The organism is Pseudomonas sp. PB120, assembly GCF_009761815.1.
Lineage (GTDB): Bacteria > Pseudomonadota > Gammaproteobacteria > Pseudomonadales > Pseudomonadaceae > Aquipseudomonas.
In genome coordinates this window covers 148,096-167,492 of record NZ_RWIN01000039.1, presented here as the reverse complement: position 1 = coordinate 167,492, position 19,397 = coordinate 148,096, and the positions used below count along the sequence as shown (strand labels likewise).

Below are 19,397 nucleotides of genomic sequence, written 5' to 3'. Positions count from 1 at the left end.
GTTCCGACGATGGTGTGTCAGTCGACACAGAGGTAGCTGACACTCCATCGTCGGAACGCCGCCCGGACCAAGCTCGCTCCTACAAGGGGGGCGTGATGCTTATTGGCGAACCAGGCGGTGATTCGGCAATTGAACGGTTTCAGTACTGCGGTAAGGGTTGATATCCAGCCCGCCACGACGCACATAACGCGCATACACCGTCAGTTTCTCCGGTTTCAGCAACCGCTGCAGGTCGAGGAAAATCCGCTCAACGCACTGTTCGTGAAAGTCCGAGTGCTGACGGAAGCTGACGATGTACTCCAGCAAACTCGCGTGATCCAGCGCCGCGCCGCGGTATTCCACTGCCACGCTGCCCCAGTCTGGCTGGCTGGTGACCGGGCAATTGGATTTGAGCAAATGACTGTGCACGCTTTCTTCCACTACCCGCGAATCATCGCAACGCAGCAGCTCAGGACGTGGATGTTCGTAGTTGCTGACGCTGATATCCAGGTCATCGATGCACACGCCCGGCAACGCTACGACCCCTTCGGCCTCGACGTCTTTCAGGCTGCGGATCCGCACGCCAACCGGTTTGCCGGCGGCGGCCGACAGGTCTTTCACCAGCGTTGCTTCAAGGCTCGCGGTGTCGGCAAACGGCGTCTGGTTCAGCGAATTCAAGTACAGCTTGAACGACTTCGACTCGATGATGTTCGGCGAATCCGCCGGGATACTGAATTCGCCGATCGCCACCACGGGCTTGCCGGACGGCAACAGCCACGACAACTCGAAGCAGTTCCAGAAATCCACGCCCTTATAAGGCAGGGTTTCGGCCGTCAGGCCCAACTCGGCCCACTTCGCGGTGCGCGGGATCGGGAACAGCAGGGATGGCGTGTAAGTGGCAATGTATTCGCTGGATTTGCCCAGCGGCGAGTGTTCGGCTGCGGGATGCATGGCGGAAACCTGACTGAAGAATCAGCCGATTCTACCAGCCTTTGCCCGCGCCTTTGAGTGCTTACTGACTGACAGTCAACTTGCCGACCATGCCAGCCTGATAGTGGCCAGGGATATTGCAGGCAAATTCCAGGTTAGTGGCTTTGGTAAAGGTCCAGGTCAGTTCGGCGGTCTTGCCCGGTTCGACCAGCACGCTGTTGGGGTCGTCGTGCTTCATCCCATGCCCATGTGCTGAATGTTCCATGCCCGGCATCGAGCTGTGGTCCATATCCGCCATGCCTGTAGGCGTTAGCATGCCGTTCTGCTGCATCTTCATCATTTCCTGCTGATGTTTTGCATGCATCGCCGCATCGCCAATGTTGAATTCGTGCAGCAACTGGCCCTTATTCACCAACACAAAACGAACCGTCTCACCGGCCTTGATCTCGATAGCCTTGGGGGTGAATGACATGTCACCCATCACCACTTCAACGCTGCGAGTGGCCTTGGCCGCTGGCGCCGGTTGACCGAAGTCATAGGTGTGCGCCGGCGATGCCCATACCGGCGAGCTCAGCGCCAGCATGCACGCGGCCAGCAACAGCGGTTTGCGCAAAAACATAGTCGTACTCCAACAAGATAAGGTTCAGCCTGTGGAAAACTCTAAACTGCCGGCACTGCCCGTAACCTGACAGACAGATTACAACTTTGTCAGGTTGACCTGTATTCACGCTACCCACGGTATAAAGCGTCCGTTCCATTGCCCCGAGTTGACCATGAAACTGCTGATTGTCGAAGACCAAGCGAAAACTGGCCATTACCTGCGCCAGGGCCTGAACGAGGCCGGTTTCAACACCGAACTGGTGGCCGACGGCAGCACCGGCCAGCAACTGGCTTTGACCGGTGATTACGCCCTGTTGATCCTCGATGTCATGCTGCCCGGTCGCGATGGCTGGCAGATTCTGCGGGCGGTGCGCGGCGCAGGTCTGGATACGCCGGTACTTTTTCTGACGGCGCGAGATGCGGTGGAGGACAGGGTCCACGGCCTCGAACTCGGTGCCGACGACTACCTCGTCAAGCCGTTTGCCTTCTCGGAATTACTGGCCCGGGTCCGCAGCCTGTTGCGTCGTGGCAGCGCCCCGCAGCAGGAAACCAGCCTGCAACTGGCCGATTTGCGCCTCGACTTACTGCGCCGCCGTGTCGAACGCAACGGTCAACGCATCGACCTGACCGCGAAAGAATTTTCCCTGCTGGAAATGCTCCTGCGTCGCCAGGGCGAAGTACTGCCCAAGTCGCTGATCGCTTCCCAGGTCTGGGACATGAATTTCGACAGTGATACCAATGTCATCGAAGTCGCGGTGCGCCGTTTGCGCCTGAAGATCGATGATGACTTTCCCAACAAGCTGATTCACACCGTGCGCGGCATGGGGTATGTGCTTGAAGAGCGTCCTGTCTGATGCGTCGACTTTCATTGAGCAGCCGCCTGGCGCTGCTGTTTGCGGCGTGTACGGCCGTGGTTTCATTGTTCGCCGGCGTGTTGTTCAGCCGCGCCAGCGAGGCACACTTCGTGGAGCTCGACCAGCAATTGCTCGACGGCAAGCTGATCGGATTGCGCCGGGCGCTGCACGACATTCAATCGAGTGAAAGTGAAATCAAACTGGCGGATGAATTGAGCCGGCAAGCTGATTTGTCGCTACGCATTACGGGCAGCGACGGCCAGCGCTGGTACGACAGCTCGGCGCGCCTGCCCGACAAACTCCCGCAAAGGCCCGGCCTGTCGACCCTGAACAACAACGGCATCGACTACCGCGTGTTGAATGCGCCGTTGTTTGTCGGCAAACCCGACTCACCGCAATTGACCTTGTTGCTGGACATCACCCACCACCAACACTTTCTGCAACGCATGCAGCACTTGATCTGGCTGACGGTGGGGTTGTCGGCATTGGCGACTGCGTTGCTGGGAGCCTGGGCAGCGCGCAGTGGTTTACGCCCCTTACGCCGGATGAGCACAGTTGCCAGCGGTGTTTCCGCACAATCGCTGAATGCCCGCCTGCCGGAAGAAAACATGCCGCCAGAGCTCGCGGAGTTGGCCCACAGCTTCAACGCCATGCTCGGACGCCTCGACAGCTCCTTTCAACGGCTTTCGGCCTTCTCTGCCGACATCGCCCATGAACTGCGCACGCCGCTGTCGAACCTGTTGACCCACACCCAGGTCACCCTCACCCGCCCACGCCCCATCGAGGATTACCGCGAGGCACTGCACAGCAACCTCGAAGAACTGCAATGGATGGCGCAACTGGTCAACGATATGCTGTACCTGGCCAAGGCCGACCACGGATTGCTGATGCCCAAGCGCGAGCCCTTGGAGCTGGCGGAGGAAGTGGATGTGCTGCTGGAGTTTTTTGCGCCGCTGGCGGAGGACGCCCGAGTGACGTTGAACCGCGAGGGCCATGCGCGCATGGAGGGCGACCGCAGCATGTTGCGGCGGGCACTCTCCAATTTACTGGACAACGCGTTGCGGTTTACCCCGCCCGACGGTGAAGTGCGGATGCGGATTGTTGATCAGGCCAAGGGGTTGAGTCTGACGGTTGAGAACAGCGGCGCAGGGATTGACGGTGCGTTGTTGCCGCGTTTGTTTGACCGGTTTTATCGGGCAGATCCGGCGCGCCAGGAAGGCAGCAGTGAACATGCGGGGTTAGGGTTGGCGATTACCCAGTCGATCGTTCGTGCCCATGGTGGGCAGATTCATTGCGAATCGGAGAATGGGTGGACGCGGTTTGTGATTGAGTTGCCAAGGGGAGTTTAAGGCCAGCCAGGCCGGCCTCATCGCGAGCAGGCTCGCTCCCACAATGGATCGAGGTGACTCAAATCCAATGTGGGAGCTGGCTTGCCAGCGATAGCGGTTTCAGCGCTTACGAATACCGCAACGCGTGAGCCGGCTCGATTTTCGCCGCACGCCAGGCCGGGTAAACCGTGGCCAGGAAGCTCAACACAAAACCAGCCGAGCAGATCAACACCACATCCCCGCCCTGCAATTCCGAGGGCAAGTTGCTGACAAAATACACATCCGAACTGAAGATGTGCTGCCCGCTCACCCGCTCTATCCAGCCCACCATCTCACTGACGTTCAGCGCGGCAATCACGCCCAGCACGCCACCGATCAAGGTGCCGACAATCCCGATCACTGTGCCCTGCACCATGAAGATCGCCATGATCTGCCGGGGTGTCGCGCCGATGGTGCGCAGGATTGCGATGTCCGCGCCCTTGTCGTTCACCACCATGATCAAGGTCGCGATGATGTTGAACGCCGCCACCGCGACAATCATTAGCAACAACAGGCCGATCATGGTTTTTTCCATTTTCATCGCGCTGAACAGGCTGCCCTGGGTGTGGGTCCAGTCGTCAGCCTTGTACGCCGTGCCCAGGCCCCCCGCGATATCGCCGGAGACCTTCGGCGCCGCGTACAGGTCCTTCACCGCCAGGCGCACGCTCTGCACCTGGTTCGGCTGCCAATGCTGCATCTGCGCGGCATCCGCGACATGGATCAGTGCCATGGAACCGTCCAGCTCGGCGCCGACCTTGAACACGCCCACCACGTTCAGCCGCTGCATGCGCGGGGTGATTCCGCCCGGTGCGTTGCTGACTTCCGGCACGATCAGGGTGATCTTGTCGCCGACATTCAAGCGAAAACGCCGCGCGGTGATCTCACCGACTACCACGCCAAACTCGCCCGGTTTCAAGGCATCAAGCCGCCCCTGAACGATGTGCTGAGCCACGATCGACACCTTGCCTTCCAGCGCCGGATCGACGCCACTGACCTGGATCGGCTGCATCGTGCCTTTATAGGACAGCATGCCTTCCATCTCGGTGAACGGCACCGCCGCCGTCACTTCCGGATTTTTCATCGCGGCAGCGGCTACGGGCTGCCAGTCATCGATCGGGTTGACGCCGACGATGGTCGCGTGCGGCACCATGCCGAGGATGCGCGAGCTCATTTCGCGCTGGAAGCCGTTCATCACCGACAACACCACGATCATCGCCAGCACGCCCAGGGCGAGACCGATCATCGAGGTCATCGAGATGAATGAAACAAAGCGATTGCGGCGCTTGGCGCGGGTATAGCGCGTGCCGATAAAGATCGATAACGGTCTGAACATTCGCTGGGGCACCGTATAAAAATAAAAGACCCGGCGCACCTTTCGGCACGTCGGGTTTCGGCCAATCAGATGGGCGTCAGGCAACCTTCCTGCAAATGCAGGACGCGATCCATCTGGCGAGCCAGGTTCATGTCGTGGGTCACCACCAGGAACGCCGTGCGCATCGAGGTGCTGAGTTCCAGCATCAAATCCTGAATGCCCTGGGCGGTGTGGGAGTCGAGGTTGCCGGTCGGCTCGTCGAGCATCACCAGGCCTGGCTTGTTCACCAGGGCGCGGGCGATGGCCACGCGTTGGCGTTCGCCCCCGGACAATTCCGCCGGTTTGTGTTCCAGGCGATGGCCCAGCCCTACCCGCTCCAGCAATGCCGTCGCACGCTTGCGGGCTTCCGGGATCGCGGTCTTGCCGATCAGCAGCGGCATGCAGACGTTTTCCAGCGCGGTGAATTCCGGCAGCAAATGGTGGAACTGGTACACGAACCCGAGGGAACGGTTACGCAGCAGGCCGCGATTTTTCTCGCTGAGTGCCGACAGCTCTTCGCCGTCGAGCCAGACGCTGCCCTTGGTCGGCGTATCGAGACCGCCCAACAGGTTGAGCAAGGTACTTTTGCCCGAACCCGACGTGCCGACAATCGCCACGCGCTCGCCCGGATGCAGTTCCAGTTGCAGGCCGGCCAGGACCTCTACCGATTCCGGGCCTTCCTCGTAGGATTTGCCCAGGTTGCGGCAGCTCAAGATTGCTTTATCACTCATGCCCGACTCACTCATAACGTAGCGCCTCCGCAGGCTGGGTGCGCGCGGCACGCCAGGCTGGATACAGGGTGGCGAGGAAACTCAGGACCAACGCGGCGGCGCAGACCATCAACACGTCCTGGCTCTGCACCTGCGACGGCAGGTAATCGATGAAGTACACGTCGGCGTTCAGGAACTTGTGGCCGATCAGGCCTTCCACCGCCGAGATCGCAGCACTGACGTTCAGCGCCGCGAAGATCCCGACCACGGCACCGATCAGCGTTCCGATCACACCGATGACCGTGCCCTGGACCATGAAGATCGACATGATCTGCCCCGGCGTGGAGCCCAGGGTACGCAGAATCGCGATGTCCCCCTTCTTGTCGTTCACCACCATCACCAGCGTGGAAATGATGTTGAACGCGGCCACCGCCACAATCAGCAGCAACAGCAGGCCGATCATGGCTTTTTCCATGCGGATCGCCTGGTACAGGTTGCCGTGGGTGCGGGTCCAGTCACGTGCGTAATAATGATCTTCACCCAGTTGCTGGGCGATGCTCCACGCGGTGCGTGGTGCCTGGAACAGATCGTCGAACTTCAAGCGGATGCCTTGCACCTGATCCGGTTTCCAGCGATGCAGCTTCGCCAGGTCCTCCAGATTGGTCACACCCAGGTAACCATCGATCTCACCGGCGCCGACATGGAAGATGCCCACCACGGTAAAGCGCTTCATGCGCGGGAACATCCCGGCCGGGGTCACGGTGACTTCCGGCGCGACGAAGGTCAGCTTGTCGCCGATGGCCGCACCGAGCTTGGCGGCCGCCTTGTCGCCAATGACGATGCCGAAGCTGCCGGGTGTCAGGTCGTCCAGTTTGCCCTGCAGCATGAACTTGTCGATGATCGACACCTGGCGTTCCAGCGCCGGGTCCACGGCATTGAGCAGGACTTTGGAGACCTGGCCGTTGTTGGTCAGCAAACCCTGCATCTGGGTGAACGGCGCCACGGCGGTCACCTGCGGGTTCTGCTTGACCTTGGCGGCCAGGCTTTGCCAGTCGCTGATCGGCTCGCCGGACTCGATGGTCGCGTGGGGCACCATGCCCAGCACGCGGGTGCGCATCTCATGATCGAAGCCGTTCATGACCGACAACACGACAATCATCACGACCACGCCGAGGGCAAGTCCGATCATCGAGGTCAGGGAAATGAACGACACAAAATGATTGCGACGCTTTGCACGGGTATAACGCGTGCCGATAAATACGAAGAGAGGTCTGAACATGTCGGGGCTTGTTCGGAGGGAAAAGGAACGTCCTTGTGGCGGGGGTCGATAACCAGCTTTACACTCAGACCACCGCCGCTACCATGGGTTCGCCATGTCGACATTAGATGAAGAAGATCGCCGCGAATACTACCGTATCGAGGATTCGATCGCACTGGAAATTCGGCCCCTGTCCGCTCCCGAAGCCGCAGGCCAGGAAGTGTTGCAGGATGCTTCCCCACTCTTCAACTTGCTCAGCGAACTGCACCTGAGCGAATTCGAGTCGCAACACCTGCTGCGCCAGATCAGTGAACGCGATCGCAACCTCGCGGCGTTCCTGAAATCCCAGAACAAACGCATCGATCTGCTCAGCCAGGTGGTCGCCATCACGGTGCTCGGGCAAATCGGCGAACCGCAGCCGGTGATCATTTCCGAAGGCGGTATCGACTTCCAGAATCCGACGCCCATCGCCGCCGGCGCGCACCTGTCGATCAAACTGGTGCTGATGCCACAAGCGCTGGGCCTGTTGCTCCGCGCCAGGGTCACACACTGCGACCGCAAGGGCGGTGGCTACGACATCGGCACCGAATTCGAACGCCCGACCGATGCCCAACGTCAATTGCTGGCCCGCTACATTTTGCAGAAGCAGGCCCAGGAACGACGCCTGGCCCGCGAACAACACGAATCAGGCATTTAATTTAAGGAAGAACCGTGACCCTCATCTACGGCCATCGCGGCGCCAAGGGCGAAGCACCGGAAAACACCCTGACCAGCTTTCAGGAATGCCTCAAGCACGGTGTACGCCGTTGCGAACTGGACCTGCACCTGTCCATGGACGGCGAGTTGATGGTCATCCACGACCCGACGCTCAAGCGCACCACTGACCGCCGCGGCAAAGTTGTCGAGCACACGGCGGCGGAACTGGTGACCTACGACGCCCGCAAGGGCGGACCGGGCTGGATCAAGCCCTGCCCTATTCCCACCCTGGAAGAACTGTTCGAGAAATGTGATTTCGAGCATTGGCAACTGGAAGTCAAAAGCGCCTCACGCACCCGTGCGGCGACGACGGTGCTGGCCATTCGCGAAATGGCGCAACGGCATGGCTTGATGGACAAGGTGACGATCACCTCGAGTTCACGTGAGGTGCTGAAAGCCGCGCTCGACCTGGTGCCGGACGTGTCCCGCGGACTGGTGGCCGAGTACGCCTGGCTCGATCCGTTGAAGGTCGCGCAAAGTTATGGCTGTGAGATTCTGGCGCTGAACTGGACCCTGTGTACGCCGGAACGCCTGCAGAAGGCGCAGCGTCAGGGGCTGCATGTGTCGGTGTGGACAGTCAACGAGCCCGCGCTGATGCGCAGACTCGCCGACTTCGGCGTTGACAGCCTGATTACAGACTTTCCCGGTTTGGCCAGCGCCACGCTCGAGAATTGCTGAAATCGGTCTCCCCGGCCGGCTCAGGCCACCGGCCGGAGCCGCTCAAAAAAGCCGGTTGAGGCCGTCGTACGCCGCTACCCGGTAGGCTTCAGCCATGGTCGGGTAGTTGAACGTCGTGTTGACAAAATACTTCAGCGTGTTCAGTTCGCCCGGCTGGTTCATGATCGCCTGACCGATGTGCACGATCTCCGACGCCTGATAACCGAAGCAGTGAACACCCAGCACTTCCAGGGTTTCGCGGTGGAACAGGATCTTCAGCATGCCTTGCGGCTCGCCGGCGATCTGGGCACGCGCCATGCTCTTGAAGAACGCCTTGCCCACTTCGTACGGCACCTTGGCCTGGGTCAGTTCCTGCTCGTTCTTGCCGATCGAGCTGATCTCCGGAATGGTGTAGATGCCGGTCGGCACGTCATTCACAAAGCGCCAGCTGCCGTTATCGACGATGCTGCCCGCGGCCGAACGGCCCTGGTCATGCGCCGCACTGGCCAGGCTCGGCCAGCCGATCACGTCACCGGCACCGTAAATGTTCGGTACGCAGGTGCGGTAAGCCTCGTCGACCTCGATCTGGCCACGGCTGTTGACCTTCACGCCGATGTTTTCCAGACCCAACTGGTCGGTGTTGCCGGTACGGCCGTTGCACCAGAGCAAGGCGTCGGCCTTGATCTTCTTGCCGGACTTGAGGTGCAGGATCACGCCGTTGTCCACGCCTTCGACGCGGTCGTAGTCTTCGTTGTGGCGAACGGTGATGTTGTTGTTGCTGAAGTGGTAGCTCAGCGCCTGGGAGATTTCCGAGTCGAGGAAGCTCAGCAACTGACCGCGGTTGTCCACCAGCTCGACCAGTACACCCAGACCACTGAAGATCGAAGCGTATTCGCAACCGATCACGCCGGCGCCGTAAACGATGAGTTTGCGCGGGGTGTGGCCGAGGCTGAGGATGGTGTCGCTATCGTAGATACGCGGGTGATGGAAATCGATGTCCGCCGGGCGATAAGGACGCGAACCGGTGGCAATGATGATGTGCTTGGCCACCAGTTTTTCGACCACACCGTTGGCGCAGACCACTTCGATGGTTTGCTCGTCGGCGAAGCTGCCGGTGCCGAAGAACACGTCGACGCGGTTACGGGCGTAATAGCCGGTGCGCGAAGCGACTTGCTTGGAGATAACCTTTTCGGCGCTTTTCAACACGTCCGGGAACGAGAACCAGCGTGGCTCACCAATGGCCCGGAACATCGGATTGGTGTTGAACTGCATGATCTGCCGGACCGAGTGACGCAGTGCCTTGGACGGGATGGTACCCAAGTGGGTGCAGTTGCCGCCGACCTGGCGACGGCTATCGACCATCGCCACCTTGCGCCCTGCTTTGGCGGCGTTCATTGCCGCGCCTTCTCCCGCCGGGCCGGAACCCAACACCACCACGTCGTAGTTGTAGACAGCCATGCGTACTCCTCAGAACAGGCCGCGGCGCCCTCGGCACCTGCGGCTAAATCACGCCGATCTGCGGCGTGAAGGAACAATTTGGGGCCAATGCAGAACCCGGACACAGTCTATAGAAGCGTCAACGCCGCGCACATTAACCCTTGGTCGCGTCGTAGGCTAGTTTTGCCTGCACTACAACGCCAGTCTTCGATGCGTCAGTCGCCGTAATCATTCGGTTTTGTCGCCACTGAGGCGCTCAAAAGCCTGACTGGTTCGTGTGACGAAACCTGTATCGGCACGAATCACAAAGAATGCAGCAATGTCATGGACCTGGGCGTAGTCCCAACCCCGTTCAGGACCGAGAATCAGCAACAGCGTCGATAAGCCATCGGCCATCAAGGCGGAAGGATGAATGACCGTGACGGACGCCAGCGCGTGTGAGACCGGTGCGCCGGTGCGGGCATCGAAGGTGTGGGAATAACGCCGACCGTCCTGTTGAAAATAGTTTCGATAGTCGCCAGAGGTGGACACGCCGTAACCCTGCACCTTGATGATGCGCTGTGCGACTTGCTGATCGTCACGGGGCTCTTCCAGCGCGATCTTCCAGGCGGAACCGTCGAGCTTCCTGCCAGCGGCCTTGAGTTCGCCGGTGGCTTCGGCGAGGTAGTCGTGGATGCCCATGGCTTCCAGTTTTGCCGCAATCGTATCGACCGCGTAGCCGGCGGCGATGCTGTTGAAGTCGACTTCCACCGCCGCGTCCTTGCACAGCTGATCGCGCTCGATGCGCAGGTGCTGGTAGCCGACGCGTTGTCGCACCTGCGCCAGCGCCTCGGCATCCGGGACTTTTTCCTCACGCCCCTGAGGACCGAACCCCCATAGATTAAGCAGCGGCTCCACCGTCAAGTCGTAGGAACCTTCGCTTTGCTCCGACAGCTGCTCACCGACGCGGATCAATTTGAGGATGGGCGCGGGCATTTTCTGACAACGATTGCCGGGCAGATCGTTGAAGCGTTCGATGTCGGAGTCGCTGCGGTAGGTCGACATTTGTTGATCGACCTCGGCGAGGATTTTTTCGACTTGAATCTGGACGTCTTTGGCCGCGGGAAGATTGGCGTGGCGTACGTATTTGATCGAATAGGTGCTGCCCATGGTCGGGCCGCCGAAGGTTTCCAAGGAATCGCCGTTGCCGCAGCCGGAGAGCGCGCCGAGCCCTAAAAAGAAAACGCCCTGCCACCACTTCAACAATTCCCACGTCTCCCAAGGCATTCCCTGACACCGCGCCAAGGCCCGCCATTATGCGATAGAACCCTGTAGGAGCGAGCTTGCTCGCGAAAAATCCGAGGGCACCGTTGGGCATCTGGTTTTACGCGTTATCGTTAACGACCATCGCGAGCGAGCTCGCTCCTACAGTTGATCTGCGTTGTCCGGAGATTTTAATTCGCTCCAGGCCGCAATCCCTATCGCCTAATGGCTATATCGTTTAAGCAGCAACCTAACTAGTTGTTGCCTATCTATCCGCACACACATATTGTTACAAAACTGTTCGCTGAAGGAGCCTGCCTTCACAGGCGGCGGCGAGGACGTGTCTAAACCAAGGATTTCCAGCAAGACTGACAAAAGTGAGTGCGTTCAAATGTCCTCGAATACGGGCAAAGGCAAGGCGATTTTTCGCGTTGTCAGCGGTAACTTTCTCGAGATGTTCGACTTCATGGTCTACGGCTTCTACGCCACGGCCATTGCCAAAACCTTCTTTCCTGCCGACAGCGCTTTCGCCTCCCTGATGTTGTCGCTGGCCACTTTTGGTGCCGGCTTCCTGATGCGTCCGCTGGGTGCGATTTTCCTCGGTGCCTACATCGACCGTCATGGCCGCCGCAAAGGCCTGATCATCACCCTCGCCTTGATGGCTGCCGGGACGGTGCTGATTGCCTGCGTGCCGGGTTACGCCACCTTGGGCGTGGCCGCGCCGCTGATCGTGCTGTTCGGCCGATTGCTGCAAGGTTTCTCGGCCGGTGTGGAACTGGGTGGCGTGTCGGTGTACCTGGCCGAAATCTCCACGCCGGGCCGCAAGGGCTTCTTTGTCAGTTGGCAATCCGCCAGCCAACAGGCCGCCGTCGTGTTCGCCGGTTTGCTGGGCGTGGGCTTGAACCATTGGCTGAGCCCGGAGCAAATGGGCGATTGGGGCTGGCGCGTGCCGTTCCTGATCGGCTGCATGATCGTGCCGGTGATCTTCGTGATTCGTCGCTCGCTGGAGGAAACCCCCGAGTTCCAGGCGCGTAAACACCGCCCTAGCCTGCAGGAAATCGTCCGTTCGATCGGCCAGAACTTCGGCATTGTCCTTGCTGGCATGGCGCTGGTGGTCATGACCACCGTGTCGTTCTACCTGATCACTGCCTACACCCCGACGTTCGGCAAAGCCGAACTGCACCTGTCGGACATGGACGCGTTGCTGGTCACGGTGTGCATCGGCCTGTCGAACTTCTTCTGGCTGCCGGTAATGGGTTCCGTGTCCGACAAGATCGGCCGCAAACCCCTACTGCTGGCGGCGACTATTCTGGCGATCCTCACCGCTTACCCGGCACTGGCCTGGCTGGTGGCGAACCCTAGCTTCAGCCATTTGCTGATTGTCGAGTTGTGGCTGTCGTTCCTGTATGGCTCGTACAACGGCGCCATGGTCGTGGCGCTGACCGAGATCATGCCGGTGGAAGTTCGTACGACCGGTTTCTCCTTGGCCTACAGCCTGGCGACCGCGACCTTTGGTGGTTTCACGCCTGCGGCCTGTACGTACCTGATCCATGTACTGGACAACAAGGCTGCACCGGGGATCTGGTTGAGTGGCGCTGCGGTGCTGGGGTTGATCGCGACGCTGGTGTTGTTCCGTGGCAACCGGCATGCGTTGCGCACCGCGCAGGCCGCGGTCGTCGGTGGCACCCGATAAATCGCCTTCGCTCCTACAGGGATCACTGAAACCCTGTAGGAGCGAGCTTGCTCGCGAAAAACGCCTGGACACCGCAAGCATTCAGACAGCCCGCGTTATCGTTGACGACCATCGCGAGCAAGCTCGCTCCTACAGGGATGAGGTCCTCCGAATCACCAAAAAATTTATCGTTCAGCCACTTTCAACGACCCACTCCACCCCCCGCCCAACGCCTTGTACAACGTCACCTGATTAATCTCTCGCGCCAATTCCAGTTGCGCCCATTTCTGCTGTGCATCGAACAACGAACGTTGCGCGTCCATCGTCGAAAAATAGCTGTCCAGCCCGGCCTCGAATCGCAGGCGAGACTGGCGATAAGCCTCCTGGTAATCCCCCACCAGCTTCTTCTGAAATTCCACCTGGGTGAGCATTTCCTGACGTGCGTTCAACGCATCGGCCGCTTCGCGAAAAGCGTTCTGCACCGTGGCCTCATACGCGGCGGCCTGCCCGTTAAACCGCGCATGGCTGGCGTCCACTTGCGCCCGCCGCGCACCGCCATCGATCAAGGGCAATGAGCCCGCCAACGCCACCGACCAGAATTCGGCCGGGCCGGTGAGTAACCGCGAGAAATCCCCGGTCAGGCTGCCCAGCGCGGACGTCAGGGAAAAGGTCGGAAAGTAGGCGGTACGCGCCGCGCCGATATCCGCATTGGCCGCACGCAGCGAAGCTTCCGCAGACATGATGTCGGGGCGGCGTTCGACCAGCGACGACGGCAAACCGGCCGGCACATCCAGCGTTGCCAACTGCTCACCCAACGCGCCGGTCGGCAGCAAACCCACCGGCACCGGTTGCCCTACCAGCACCCGCAACGCATTGCTGTTCTGCGCCACTTGCATACGGTAGGTATTGACCTGAACCGCCGCCGTGTTGGTTTGCGCATCCGCCTGGTGAACGTCGATCCGGGCGCTGGAACCGAGGTTGAAACTCTTGCGCAGCAACTGCCCGTAACGGTCCTGGGATTGGTAGGTGTTCTGCGCAAGGTCAAGCAGATGCTGATTGGCCTTGAGACTCAACCAGGTGCTGGCAACTTCGCCGATCAGCGCCAGGCGCGCCGCTTGATAGTCGGCTTCCGACGCTTCGAATCGCGCGCCAGCGGCATTGCGCTGACTGCGGATGCGGCCAAACAGATCCAGTTCGTAGGACGTGAAACCGCCCGTGGCCTGAAAGGTGTTGGCAATGCTGCCGGAACTGGTGCCACCGTTCTGCGTGCGCACCAGCGGCGGCAATTTGCTGCGGCCTGCGTAAGTGTCGATGCCTATCGTAGGAAACAGCCCCGACTGCGCACCGTCGTACCCCGCCCGCGCCTCGTCGACGCTGGCCGCGAACTGGCGCAGGCTGCGGTTGTTGGCCAAGGCCATGTCGATCAACTGGCGCAGTCGGTCATCCACCACAAAACCGCGCCAGTCCTTGTCGAACGCTTGCTTGCCGACGCAGCACTGGCCCGTTGTGTTGGCCGGCCACTGCTGATCGATCGGCGCGTCGGGTTTCTCGTAGGTCGGCTCCAGCGAACACCCGCCGAGCAGCAGCAAAGACATGAAGCATGAGGTCGATAAGCAACGGTTCATGGCGCGCACCTAAAAACGTTGGCCGAGCAAAGCTCGCAAAGGGGAAAGCAGCAAGGACCACAGGCCTGAGCGACCGACACTGATGTGCGGCACAGACTGTCTACGGGAACGAACACTGACCGGCCGCCACCGACGTTGCGGCGCGTAGGACGAAGCCCTGGCGGGCGCAGGCAAACGCGGTGCCGTGCGTTTTTCACCCAGCAATGCGCGACGCAGCAAGGTGCCAAACGCCAGCGCCGGGTCGGCCTTGCTGACAACGTTGACTGACGCATCACTGAACAGCCGTGCAATCAGCCGCCGCCTCAGGTCTTCATCGAGGTCGGCAAACCTCAGGCCCAATTGATCTTCACCGTGATTGCGCATGACCTCGACGTCGAGCCACCCCAGTTTGTCGACCCACATCTGGCCGCACAGCCCGGGTTTGATCGACGAGGCGAACGCGCAATGAAGCGATGCGCCGCTGAGGGAAATATCCACCAGCCGACCCGGCAGCACTTTGCCGCCGAATCGCAACCCGGTGGCTTTGTCGAACGGGAAACGCTCCTCACCGTGCAACCGCGGACGGTCGACGCAGGCAACCAGGGTCGCCAGGTTGTAGATCAGCGCCACCACGGTCCAGCAAAGGTTGAACACCATGTTGCCGTCGAAGGCGGCCGCCGTGCTGATGGCGATATAGGCGCCAATCTGCGAAAACAGCGTCAGGAAGAAAAAGAAGCCGAACAGCTTCCAGTGCACCATGGTTTTCGTGCGATCAAGGCCTTTGGCGGTGACTTTGAACGGCCGCCCGAACGGCCGGATCATCGCGCTGGCGATGGTCGCCGTGACGGCCAGGGATGCCACGATCTGTGTGACCTCGGTGAAAATCGGCAAGGTGCGCCGGTCCGTGACCCACGTCCCGTACCCCCAGAATGCAATCAACGCCGGCATGCCGAACGCGAGGAAATCCACCGGGTTGGCGTAGAACCCGGCGATGCCGAAGTACCAATACAGCACCGGCGAGACCAGCATCATCAAAATGAACGGCTTGGAAAACCAGTGCATGAGCCCGTGGAGGTAGTGCAAACGGTCGTTGAGCGTGTAACCCCCGCCGCGCAACGGTCCGTCCTTGAGCAGCGCCACCTGAATAGTGCCAAGGCACCAACGCCCACGCTGGTTGATGTACTCGGTCAGGCCCTCAGCCGATAAACCAATCGACAGGCGTTCATTCAGCCAGCGGGTGACGTAGCCTTTTTGCAGCAATCGGTAGGTGGTGTAGATGTCTTCGCAGACAGAACCTGTCGGAAAACCGCCGATCTCGTTGATCAAATCGCGCCGCACCACGAAGGACGTGCCGACGCAGAACGCCGCGTCCCAGCCATCCTTCGCCGGCTGAAACACATCGAAAAACACCCGTTGCTCATCCACCCAGCAAGCCGAGGTGCCCAGGTTGTGCTGAATCGGATCGGGGTTGTAATAGAACTGCGGTGTCTGCACCAGCCCGACTTTCGGGTCCTCGAACAATCCCAGCGTGCGCAACAGGATCGGTTGCTGCGGCGCGAAGTCGGCGTCGAGCACCAGAATGTAAGGGGCATTGCTGACAGCCGCGGACTGGCGCAAACCGTTGTTCAGGTTGCCGGCCTTGGCGTGGGCGTTGTCGGGACGCCGCGCATATTGCACGCCGACCTCGGCGCAGTAATCACGCAACCAGTCACGGCGCGTATCGTCGAGCACCCAGATGGTGAAGTTGGGGTAGTCGATGGCCTGTGCGGCAATGATGGTTTTCTCGAGGATGTCCAGGCCTTCGTTGTACGTGGCGATGAACACGTCCACCGCGGGCACTTCGTTCCCCTGGGCGCGCAACCGTCGCTCGCCGGCATCGGCAGCCTTGGTGTGATCCGAGCGGAAAAACATGACGACGATGGAAAACAGCGTGTAACCAATCGCCAGCATTTCGAAAAACAAAAAGGCGTAGGCCCAGACCGTGGCAAACCCGGAATGCCCGTCGGGCAAGGTGTCACGAATCCGCCAGGCCGCGTAGTTGACCAACAGCAATGCCGTGACAGCACCGAACCCTGCCCGCGCGGCCCATTGGTCCCGGCGAGTCAGGCAGGTGAACAGAATCACCGCCGCCAACGTCCAGAAATTGATTTGCAGCAGTTGCAGCGAGTCCAGTGCCTGCATGTCAGTCAGCCTCTTGCGAACCGGTAAAGGGATTGACGCCGGTGGCCGCAATCGCCGCCCACGCCGTGGCGCCCAAGTGAGGCAGGTGGTAATAGAAAAAATCGTTGGTGACGGAGTCCGGGCCTATGGCCAGCCCGGTACTGATGCGCGGTGCCGGCGTTGCAAACAGCCAGCCGTCACCCGCCTGTTGTGCGAGCAGCACGCTCCACAACGGCAGCGCCTTGTCACTCAAGCCGTTCAATTGCGCAACCGCTGCGGCCTGCGCCGTGCCTTCGGTCCAGAGGCCATCGGGGTCGCGGTTGAAACCGTAGCCATCGCCCGCCCGGTGCGCGTGATCGACAAACGCGAAGACCCGACGCCAGTCCTTGGGCGGGTCATGCAAGGCAATCAACGGCCATATCTGCGCATCCAGGCCGGAGCGCACGCGGTCGGATGTCTGGCCATCCGCCCCCGTGCCGATCAGGAAGCGCCCTTCCCCGGCGTCCCACTGGCTTGAGACGAATTGCCGGGCGATGCGCGCCTGCTGGGCCGAACCCTGATCCGGCGCCACCGCATCGAGGGCCGACCACGCCGCCGCCAGGTCGACGTTATGCTCGGTGGACTTCCAGTTCTGCTGGACCTGCTTGGTAAAGTAGCCGTAATAGCCACCGCTGAACCCAGCCGGCGACTGAGCGTCGTAGGTGTTTTTCTGCGACCAGTGCAGGACTTTTCTCGCTGCCTCCAGGTAAGACGCCTCGCCGCTCTGGCGAAAAGCCTCCAGCAAGGCCAGCGCCGCCCATGCCTGATTGCCGGTGGCGCTGCTGACTTGATAGGCGTCCTGATTCCACGCGTTGCGTTCGGTGCTCCAATAGCCCGGCAATTTCATCGACGGCGCGCCCACCGGTCCGGCGGCGTAGGCATTGCGTATGCGTCCGTCCTGATACTCGGGGTCGTGGTTCGTGGCGAAGACCAAGGCATCGGCGATCCGCAGCGCCGATTCGGCCTTGCCACAGGCAAACAACGCAATGCTCGCCAAGGCGTTGTCGTAAGTGAACGCGACGCCGCGCAAGGCCAGGATCGGTGCGGGCTGGCCATCCAGCGGTGGATAACTGGCCACCAGCACCGGGCCTGCTGGCTGCGTGGTCACTGCGCGATCCAGCGCCGCACAGGTCATTGCCGCCAGTTGCGGCCTGGCTGGCGCCGCGAATGCGCACGCCCCGCTGCTCATCACAATCACGCCGACGATCCCCCGCAGCACGCCGTTCATGGTCGCGACACTTCGGCACTGGCCCACAACCCTGGGTTGCAGGTCATGGCGCGCTGGCTGTCCGTCAGGTCTGCGGCAAAGGTCCCGACCACGTACACCGAGTTTTGCTCGGCATAGGGGAACGGCACGCTGTAGGAGTTGGCGCGAATGTCCGAAGCGCTGGACAACAGCTGCACCACGCTGGCCTTGAGCGGTTGATCGAGGCCACGGATTTTCACGGTCAGCACGCTGTCACGATCGATCTTGCTGGCCATGCGTTCGGGGAACACCGCGATCACATAGCTCTGCCCGCAATCGGTGGCACGCAGCAGGGTCGAACCGGCCTGCACCAGCGTGCCCTGCGGCGCCAGCAGTTCCTGAACGGTGCCCGGCGAATACGCCACCACGTCGTAACCGGCCATCAACTTGACGCGGTTCTGTTCGGTGTCGATCAGCTGGTTGAGGTTGTCGAGCTCCTGTTGATAGGTCGCACGATTGCGCGCCTGATTCTCCAGGCTGAGTTTGAGCGTGGTCATTTGCGCGTTGAGGTCGAACATGCGCAGTTGATCGGGATCGAGGTACACCTGTTTGTTGGCCGCACTGACATCGCCGTCGTTGATCCGCAATTGCGAACGCACCGACTCGGCGGCGCCTTGCAAGGACGCCAGCTGGGCTTTCGACGAGGCGACTACGGCGCCACTCACGGCCCCTTGAACGAACAACTCGAGGTTGCGTTCGACGGTTTCCTGAGCGTCCATCAACCGTGCACTGGCCGCACTGCTTTCGGCTTTCAGGGCTTTTTGGGTGAAGAGTTGGCGGGTATGAAACGCGGTCTGGTATTGCTCGCTGGTTTTCTCCAGCGCTTCGTAATACTGCTGATCATGCTCGGCCTGGCTGGCCGACGAGGACAACTGCTGTTCAAGGGTGAGTCGTCGTGTCTGCAGGGTCAGCAAGGTTTCCTGATTCGCTCGCGGGTTTTCCACGACGGCGATTTTCTGGCCCTGGACAAACGTCGCACCGGGTTTGACGTCCAGCGCGCTCACCACGCCGTCAATCGGCGTCGTTAGCAGAATCACGGGCGCATTCAAAATAGCCCGCGTGGCGGAAGCCGACATCAGGGGCATCAGCAGTGTCGATAACAGCAACCAAATGATAAACCCGAGAACTCCCAAACCCACCAGGCGCGGCAATAGAGACAATAGCCTTGAGCGTTCTTCAGCCATGTTCAACTCTCCCGTTAGACCAACCGCGTAATAGCCAGGCAACAGCAGGCCGTGACTGCGAAAAACTTTTGGCAGGGTGAGCAACACGAAATGATTTTATGGACGGCAACTAAGCCGACACTGTTTTAATTGGTTTTATTGTGATGTGAGCAGGAATGAGATTCCTGTCTTTTTGGAGAGTTGCTGTGCAGCGGGGTAACTAAAAAAACCAGCGAAGCCCTAGGCAGACCGGGCGCTGTTAGTGGCGACACTAGATTCAGCGCTTTTGGGTGTCAAGCATTTGGATGAAACGATTAAATGACGCCAAATATATAACGCGCGATGAATTGGATCCGTTTTAATGGCGATGGC

16 protein-coding genes are annotated in these 19,397 nt (G+C 60.4%); 5 read left to right on the top strand and 11 right to left on the bottom strand.

What is annotated here, in order from left to right; all coding sequences use genetic code 11:
* Positions 1-99: 99 nt before the first annotated feature.
* Together queF and EJA72_RS08070 are read right to left on the bottom strand one after the other, a co-directional pair.
* The gene (gene queF, locus EJA72_RS08075; RefSeq protein ID WP_157710964.1) at positions 100-930 is read right to left on the bottom strand and encodes an NADPH-dependent 7-cyano-7-deazaguanine reductase QueF; all 831 of its coding nucleotides are present in this window, start codon (positions 928-930) and stop codon (positions 100-102) included.
* 61 nt (positions 931-991) lie between these two features.
* Positions 992-1,528 carry a plastocyanin/azurin family copper-binding protein gene (locus EJA72_RS08070; RefSeq protein WP_157710963.1) on the bottom strand — a complete coding sequence of 179 codons (537 nt, stop codon included), beginning with the start codon at positions 1,526-1,528 and terminating at the stop codon, positions 992-994.
* A 154-nt stretch (positions 1,529-1,682) separates the two neighbouring features.
* Here EJA72_RS08070 and EJA72_RS08065 point away from each other — a divergent pair, with 154 nt between their 5' ends.
* A complete protein-coding gene (locus EJA72_RS08065) occupies positions 1,683-2,363 on the top strand; it encodes a heavy metal response regulator transcription factor (RefSeq protein WP_157710962.1) in 681 nt (226 codons plus the stop codon).
* Positions 2,363-3,712 (top strand): heavy metal sensor histidine kinase, encoded by a 1,350-nt coding sequence (locus tag EJA72_RS08060; RefSeq protein ID WP_157710961.1) that lies wholly within the window; start codon positions 2,363-2,365, stop codon positions 3,710-3,712. The genes EJA72_RS08065 and EJA72_RS08060 overlap by 1 nt, the downstream gene beginning before the upstream one ends.
* Positions 3,713-3,818: 106 nt before the next feature.
* Here EJA72_RS08060 and EJA72_RS08055 read toward each other — a convergent pair whose 3' ends face one another.
* From EJA72_RS08055 to EJA72_RS08045, 3 genes are all read right to left on the bottom strand, one after another.
* Entirely contained in the window at positions 3,819-5,063 is a 1,245-nt protein-coding gene (locus EJA72_RS08055) for a lipoprotein-releasing ABC transporter permease subunit (RefSeq protein WP_157710960.1), read from the bottom strand.
* A 65-nt stretch (positions 5,064-5,128) separates the two neighbouring features.
* Complete coding sequence (gene lolD, locus EJA72_RS08050; protein ID WP_178129168.1) at positions 5,129-5,812, bottom strand: lipoprotein-releasing ABC transporter ATP-binding protein LolD; 684 nt, start codon at positions 5,810-5,812, stop codon at positions 5,129-5,131.
* A gap of 7 nt (positions 5,813-5,819) precedes the next feature.
* Positions 5,820-7,070 carry a lipoprotein-releasing ABC transporter permease subunit gene (locus EJA72_RS08045; RefSeq protein ID WP_157710958.1) on the bottom strand — a complete coding sequence of 417 codons (1,251 nt, stop codon included), beginning with the start codon at positions 7,068-7,070 and terminating at the stop codon, positions 5,820-5,822.
* 94 nt (positions 7,071-7,164) lie between these two features.
* On the opposite strand from EJA72_RS08045, the gene EJA72_RS08040 reads away from it, so the two are divergent.
* On the top strand, positions 7,165-7,746 hold the full coding sequence (locus tag EJA72_RS08040; protein ID WP_157710957.1) for a PilZ domain-containing protein: 582 nt from the start codon (positions 7,165-7,167) through the stop codon (positions 7,744-7,746).
* A 14-nt stretch (positions 7,747-7,760) separates the two neighbouring features.
* Positions 7,761-8,483, top strand: coding sequence for a glycerophosphodiester phosphodiesterase family protein (locus tag EJA72_RS08035; protein ID WP_178129166.1), 723 nt, complete (start codon positions 7,761-7,763; stop codon positions 8,481-8,483).
* A 42-nt stretch (positions 8,484-8,525) separates the two neighbouring features.
* Here the strand turns inward: EJA72_RS08035 and sthA are convergent, their stop codons facing one another.
* Both sthA and EJA72_RS08025 read right to left on the bottom strand, forming a co-directional pair.
* Complete coding sequence (gene sthA / locus EJA72_RS08030) at positions 8,526-9,920, bottom strand: Si-specific NAD(P)(+) transhydrogenase (RefSeq protein ID WP_007984277.1); 1,395 nt, start codon at positions 9,918-9,920, stop codon at positions 8,526-8,528.
* A 207-nt stretch (positions 9,921-10,127) separates the two neighbouring features.
* Entirely contained in the window at positions 10,128-11,165 is a 1,038-nt protein-coding gene (locus EJA72_RS08025; RefSeq protein ID WP_157710956.1) for an FAD:protein FMN transferase, read from the bottom strand.
* 367 nt (positions 11,166-11,532) lie between these two features.
* Here EJA72_RS08025 and EJA72_RS08020 point away from each other — a divergent pair, with 367 nt between their 5' ends.
* Positions 11,533-12,834 (top strand): MFS transporter, encoded by a 1,302-nt coding sequence (locus EJA72_RS08020; RefSeq protein ID WP_157710955.1) that lies wholly within the window; start codon positions 11,533-11,535, stop codon positions 12,832-12,834.
* Positions 12,835-12,998: 164 nt separating this feature from the next.
* Here EJA72_RS08020 and EJA72_RS08015 read toward each other — a convergent pair whose 3' ends face one another.
* From EJA72_RS08015 to EJA72_RS08000, 4 genes are read right to left on the bottom strand one after another with little or no spacing between them, the layout of a single operon-like run.
* The gene (locus EJA72_RS08015; protein WP_157710954.1) at positions 12,999-14,438 is read right to left on the bottom strand and encodes an efflux transporter outer membrane subunit; all 1,440 of its coding nucleotides are present in this window, start codon (positions 14,436-14,438) and stop codon (positions 12,999-13,001) included.
* A gap of 9 nt (positions 14,439-14,447) precedes the next feature.
* Positions 14,448-16,598 (bottom strand): glycosyltransferase family 2 protein, encoded by a 2,151-nt coding sequence (locus tag EJA72_RS08010; protein WP_157710953.1) that lies wholly within the window; start codon positions 16,596-16,598, stop codon positions 14,448-14,450.
* A gap of 1 nt (position 16,599) precedes the next feature.
* Positions 16,600-17,844, bottom strand: a complete 1,245-nt coding sequence (locus EJA72_RS08005; RefSeq protein ID WP_157710952.1) for a hypothetical protein — start codon at positions 17,842-17,844, stop codon at positions 16,600-16,602.
* Positions 17,841-18,899 (bottom strand): HlyD family efflux transporter periplasmic adaptor subunit, encoded by a 1,059-nt coding sequence (locus tag EJA72_RS08000; protein WP_372240687.1) that lies wholly within the window; start codon positions 18,897-18,899, stop codon positions 17,841-17,843. Before EJA72_RS08000 ends, EJA72_RS08005 begins: the two co-directional genes overlap by 4 nt.
* Between the last annotated feature and the right edge of the window lie 498 nt (positions 18,900-19,397).

Coding starts and splice junctions, on each gene's coding strand:
- EJA72_RS08070 (WP_157710963.1), bottom strand. CDS start 1,528: ATGTTTTTGCGCAAACCGCTGTTGCTGGCCGCGTGCATGCTGGCGCTG.
- EJA72_RS08010 (WP_157710953.1), bottom strand. CDS start 16,598: ATGCAGGCACTGGACTCGCTGCAACTGCTGCAAATCAATTTCTGGACG.
- EJA72_RS08005 (WP_157710952.1), bottom strand. CDS start 17,844: ATGAACGGCGTGCTGCGGGGGATCGTCGGCGTGATTGTGATGAGCAGC.
- sthA (WP_007984277.1), bottom strand. CDS start 9,920: ATGGCTGTCTACAACTACGACGTGGTGGTGTTGGGTTCCGGCCCGGCG.
- EJA72_RS08045 (WP_157710958.1), bottom strand. CDS start 7,070: ATGTTCAGACCTCTCTTCGTATTTATCGGCACGCGTTATACCCGTGCA.
- EJA72_RS08055 (WP_157710960.1), bottom strand. CDS start 5,063: ATGTTCAGACCGTTATCGATCTTTATCGGCACGCGCTATACCCGCGCC.
- queF (WP_157710964.1), bottom strand. CDS start 930: ATGCATCCCGCAGCCGAACACTCGCCGCTGGGCAAATCCAGCGAATAC.
- EJA72_RS08060 (WP_157710961.1), top strand. CDS start 2,363: ATGCGTCGACTTTCATTGAGCAGCCGCCTGGCGCTGCTGTTTGCGGCG.
- EJA72_RS08020 (WP_157710955.1), top strand. CDS start 11,533: ATGTCCTCGAATACGGGCAAAGGCAAGGCGATTTTTCGCGTTGTCAGC.
- EJA72_RS08015 (WP_157710954.1), bottom strand. CDS start 14,438: ATGAACCGTTGCTTATCGACCTCATGCTTCATGTCTTTGCTGCTGCTC.
- EJA72_RS08025 (WP_157710956.1), bottom strand. CDS start 11,165: ATGCCTTGGGAGACGTGGGAATTGTTGAAGTGGTGGCAGGGCGTTTTC.
- EJA72_RS08040 (WP_157710957.1), top strand. CDS start 7,165: ATGTCGACATTAGATGAAGAAGATCGCCGCGAATACTACCGTATCGAG.
- lolD (WP_178129168.1), bottom strand. CDS start 5,812: ATGAGTGATAAAGCAATCTTGAGCTGCCGCAACCTGGGCAAATCCTAC.
- EJA72_RS08065 (WP_157710962.1), top strand. CDS start 1,683: ATGAAACTGCTGATTGTCGAAGACCAAGCGAAAACTGGCCATTACCTG.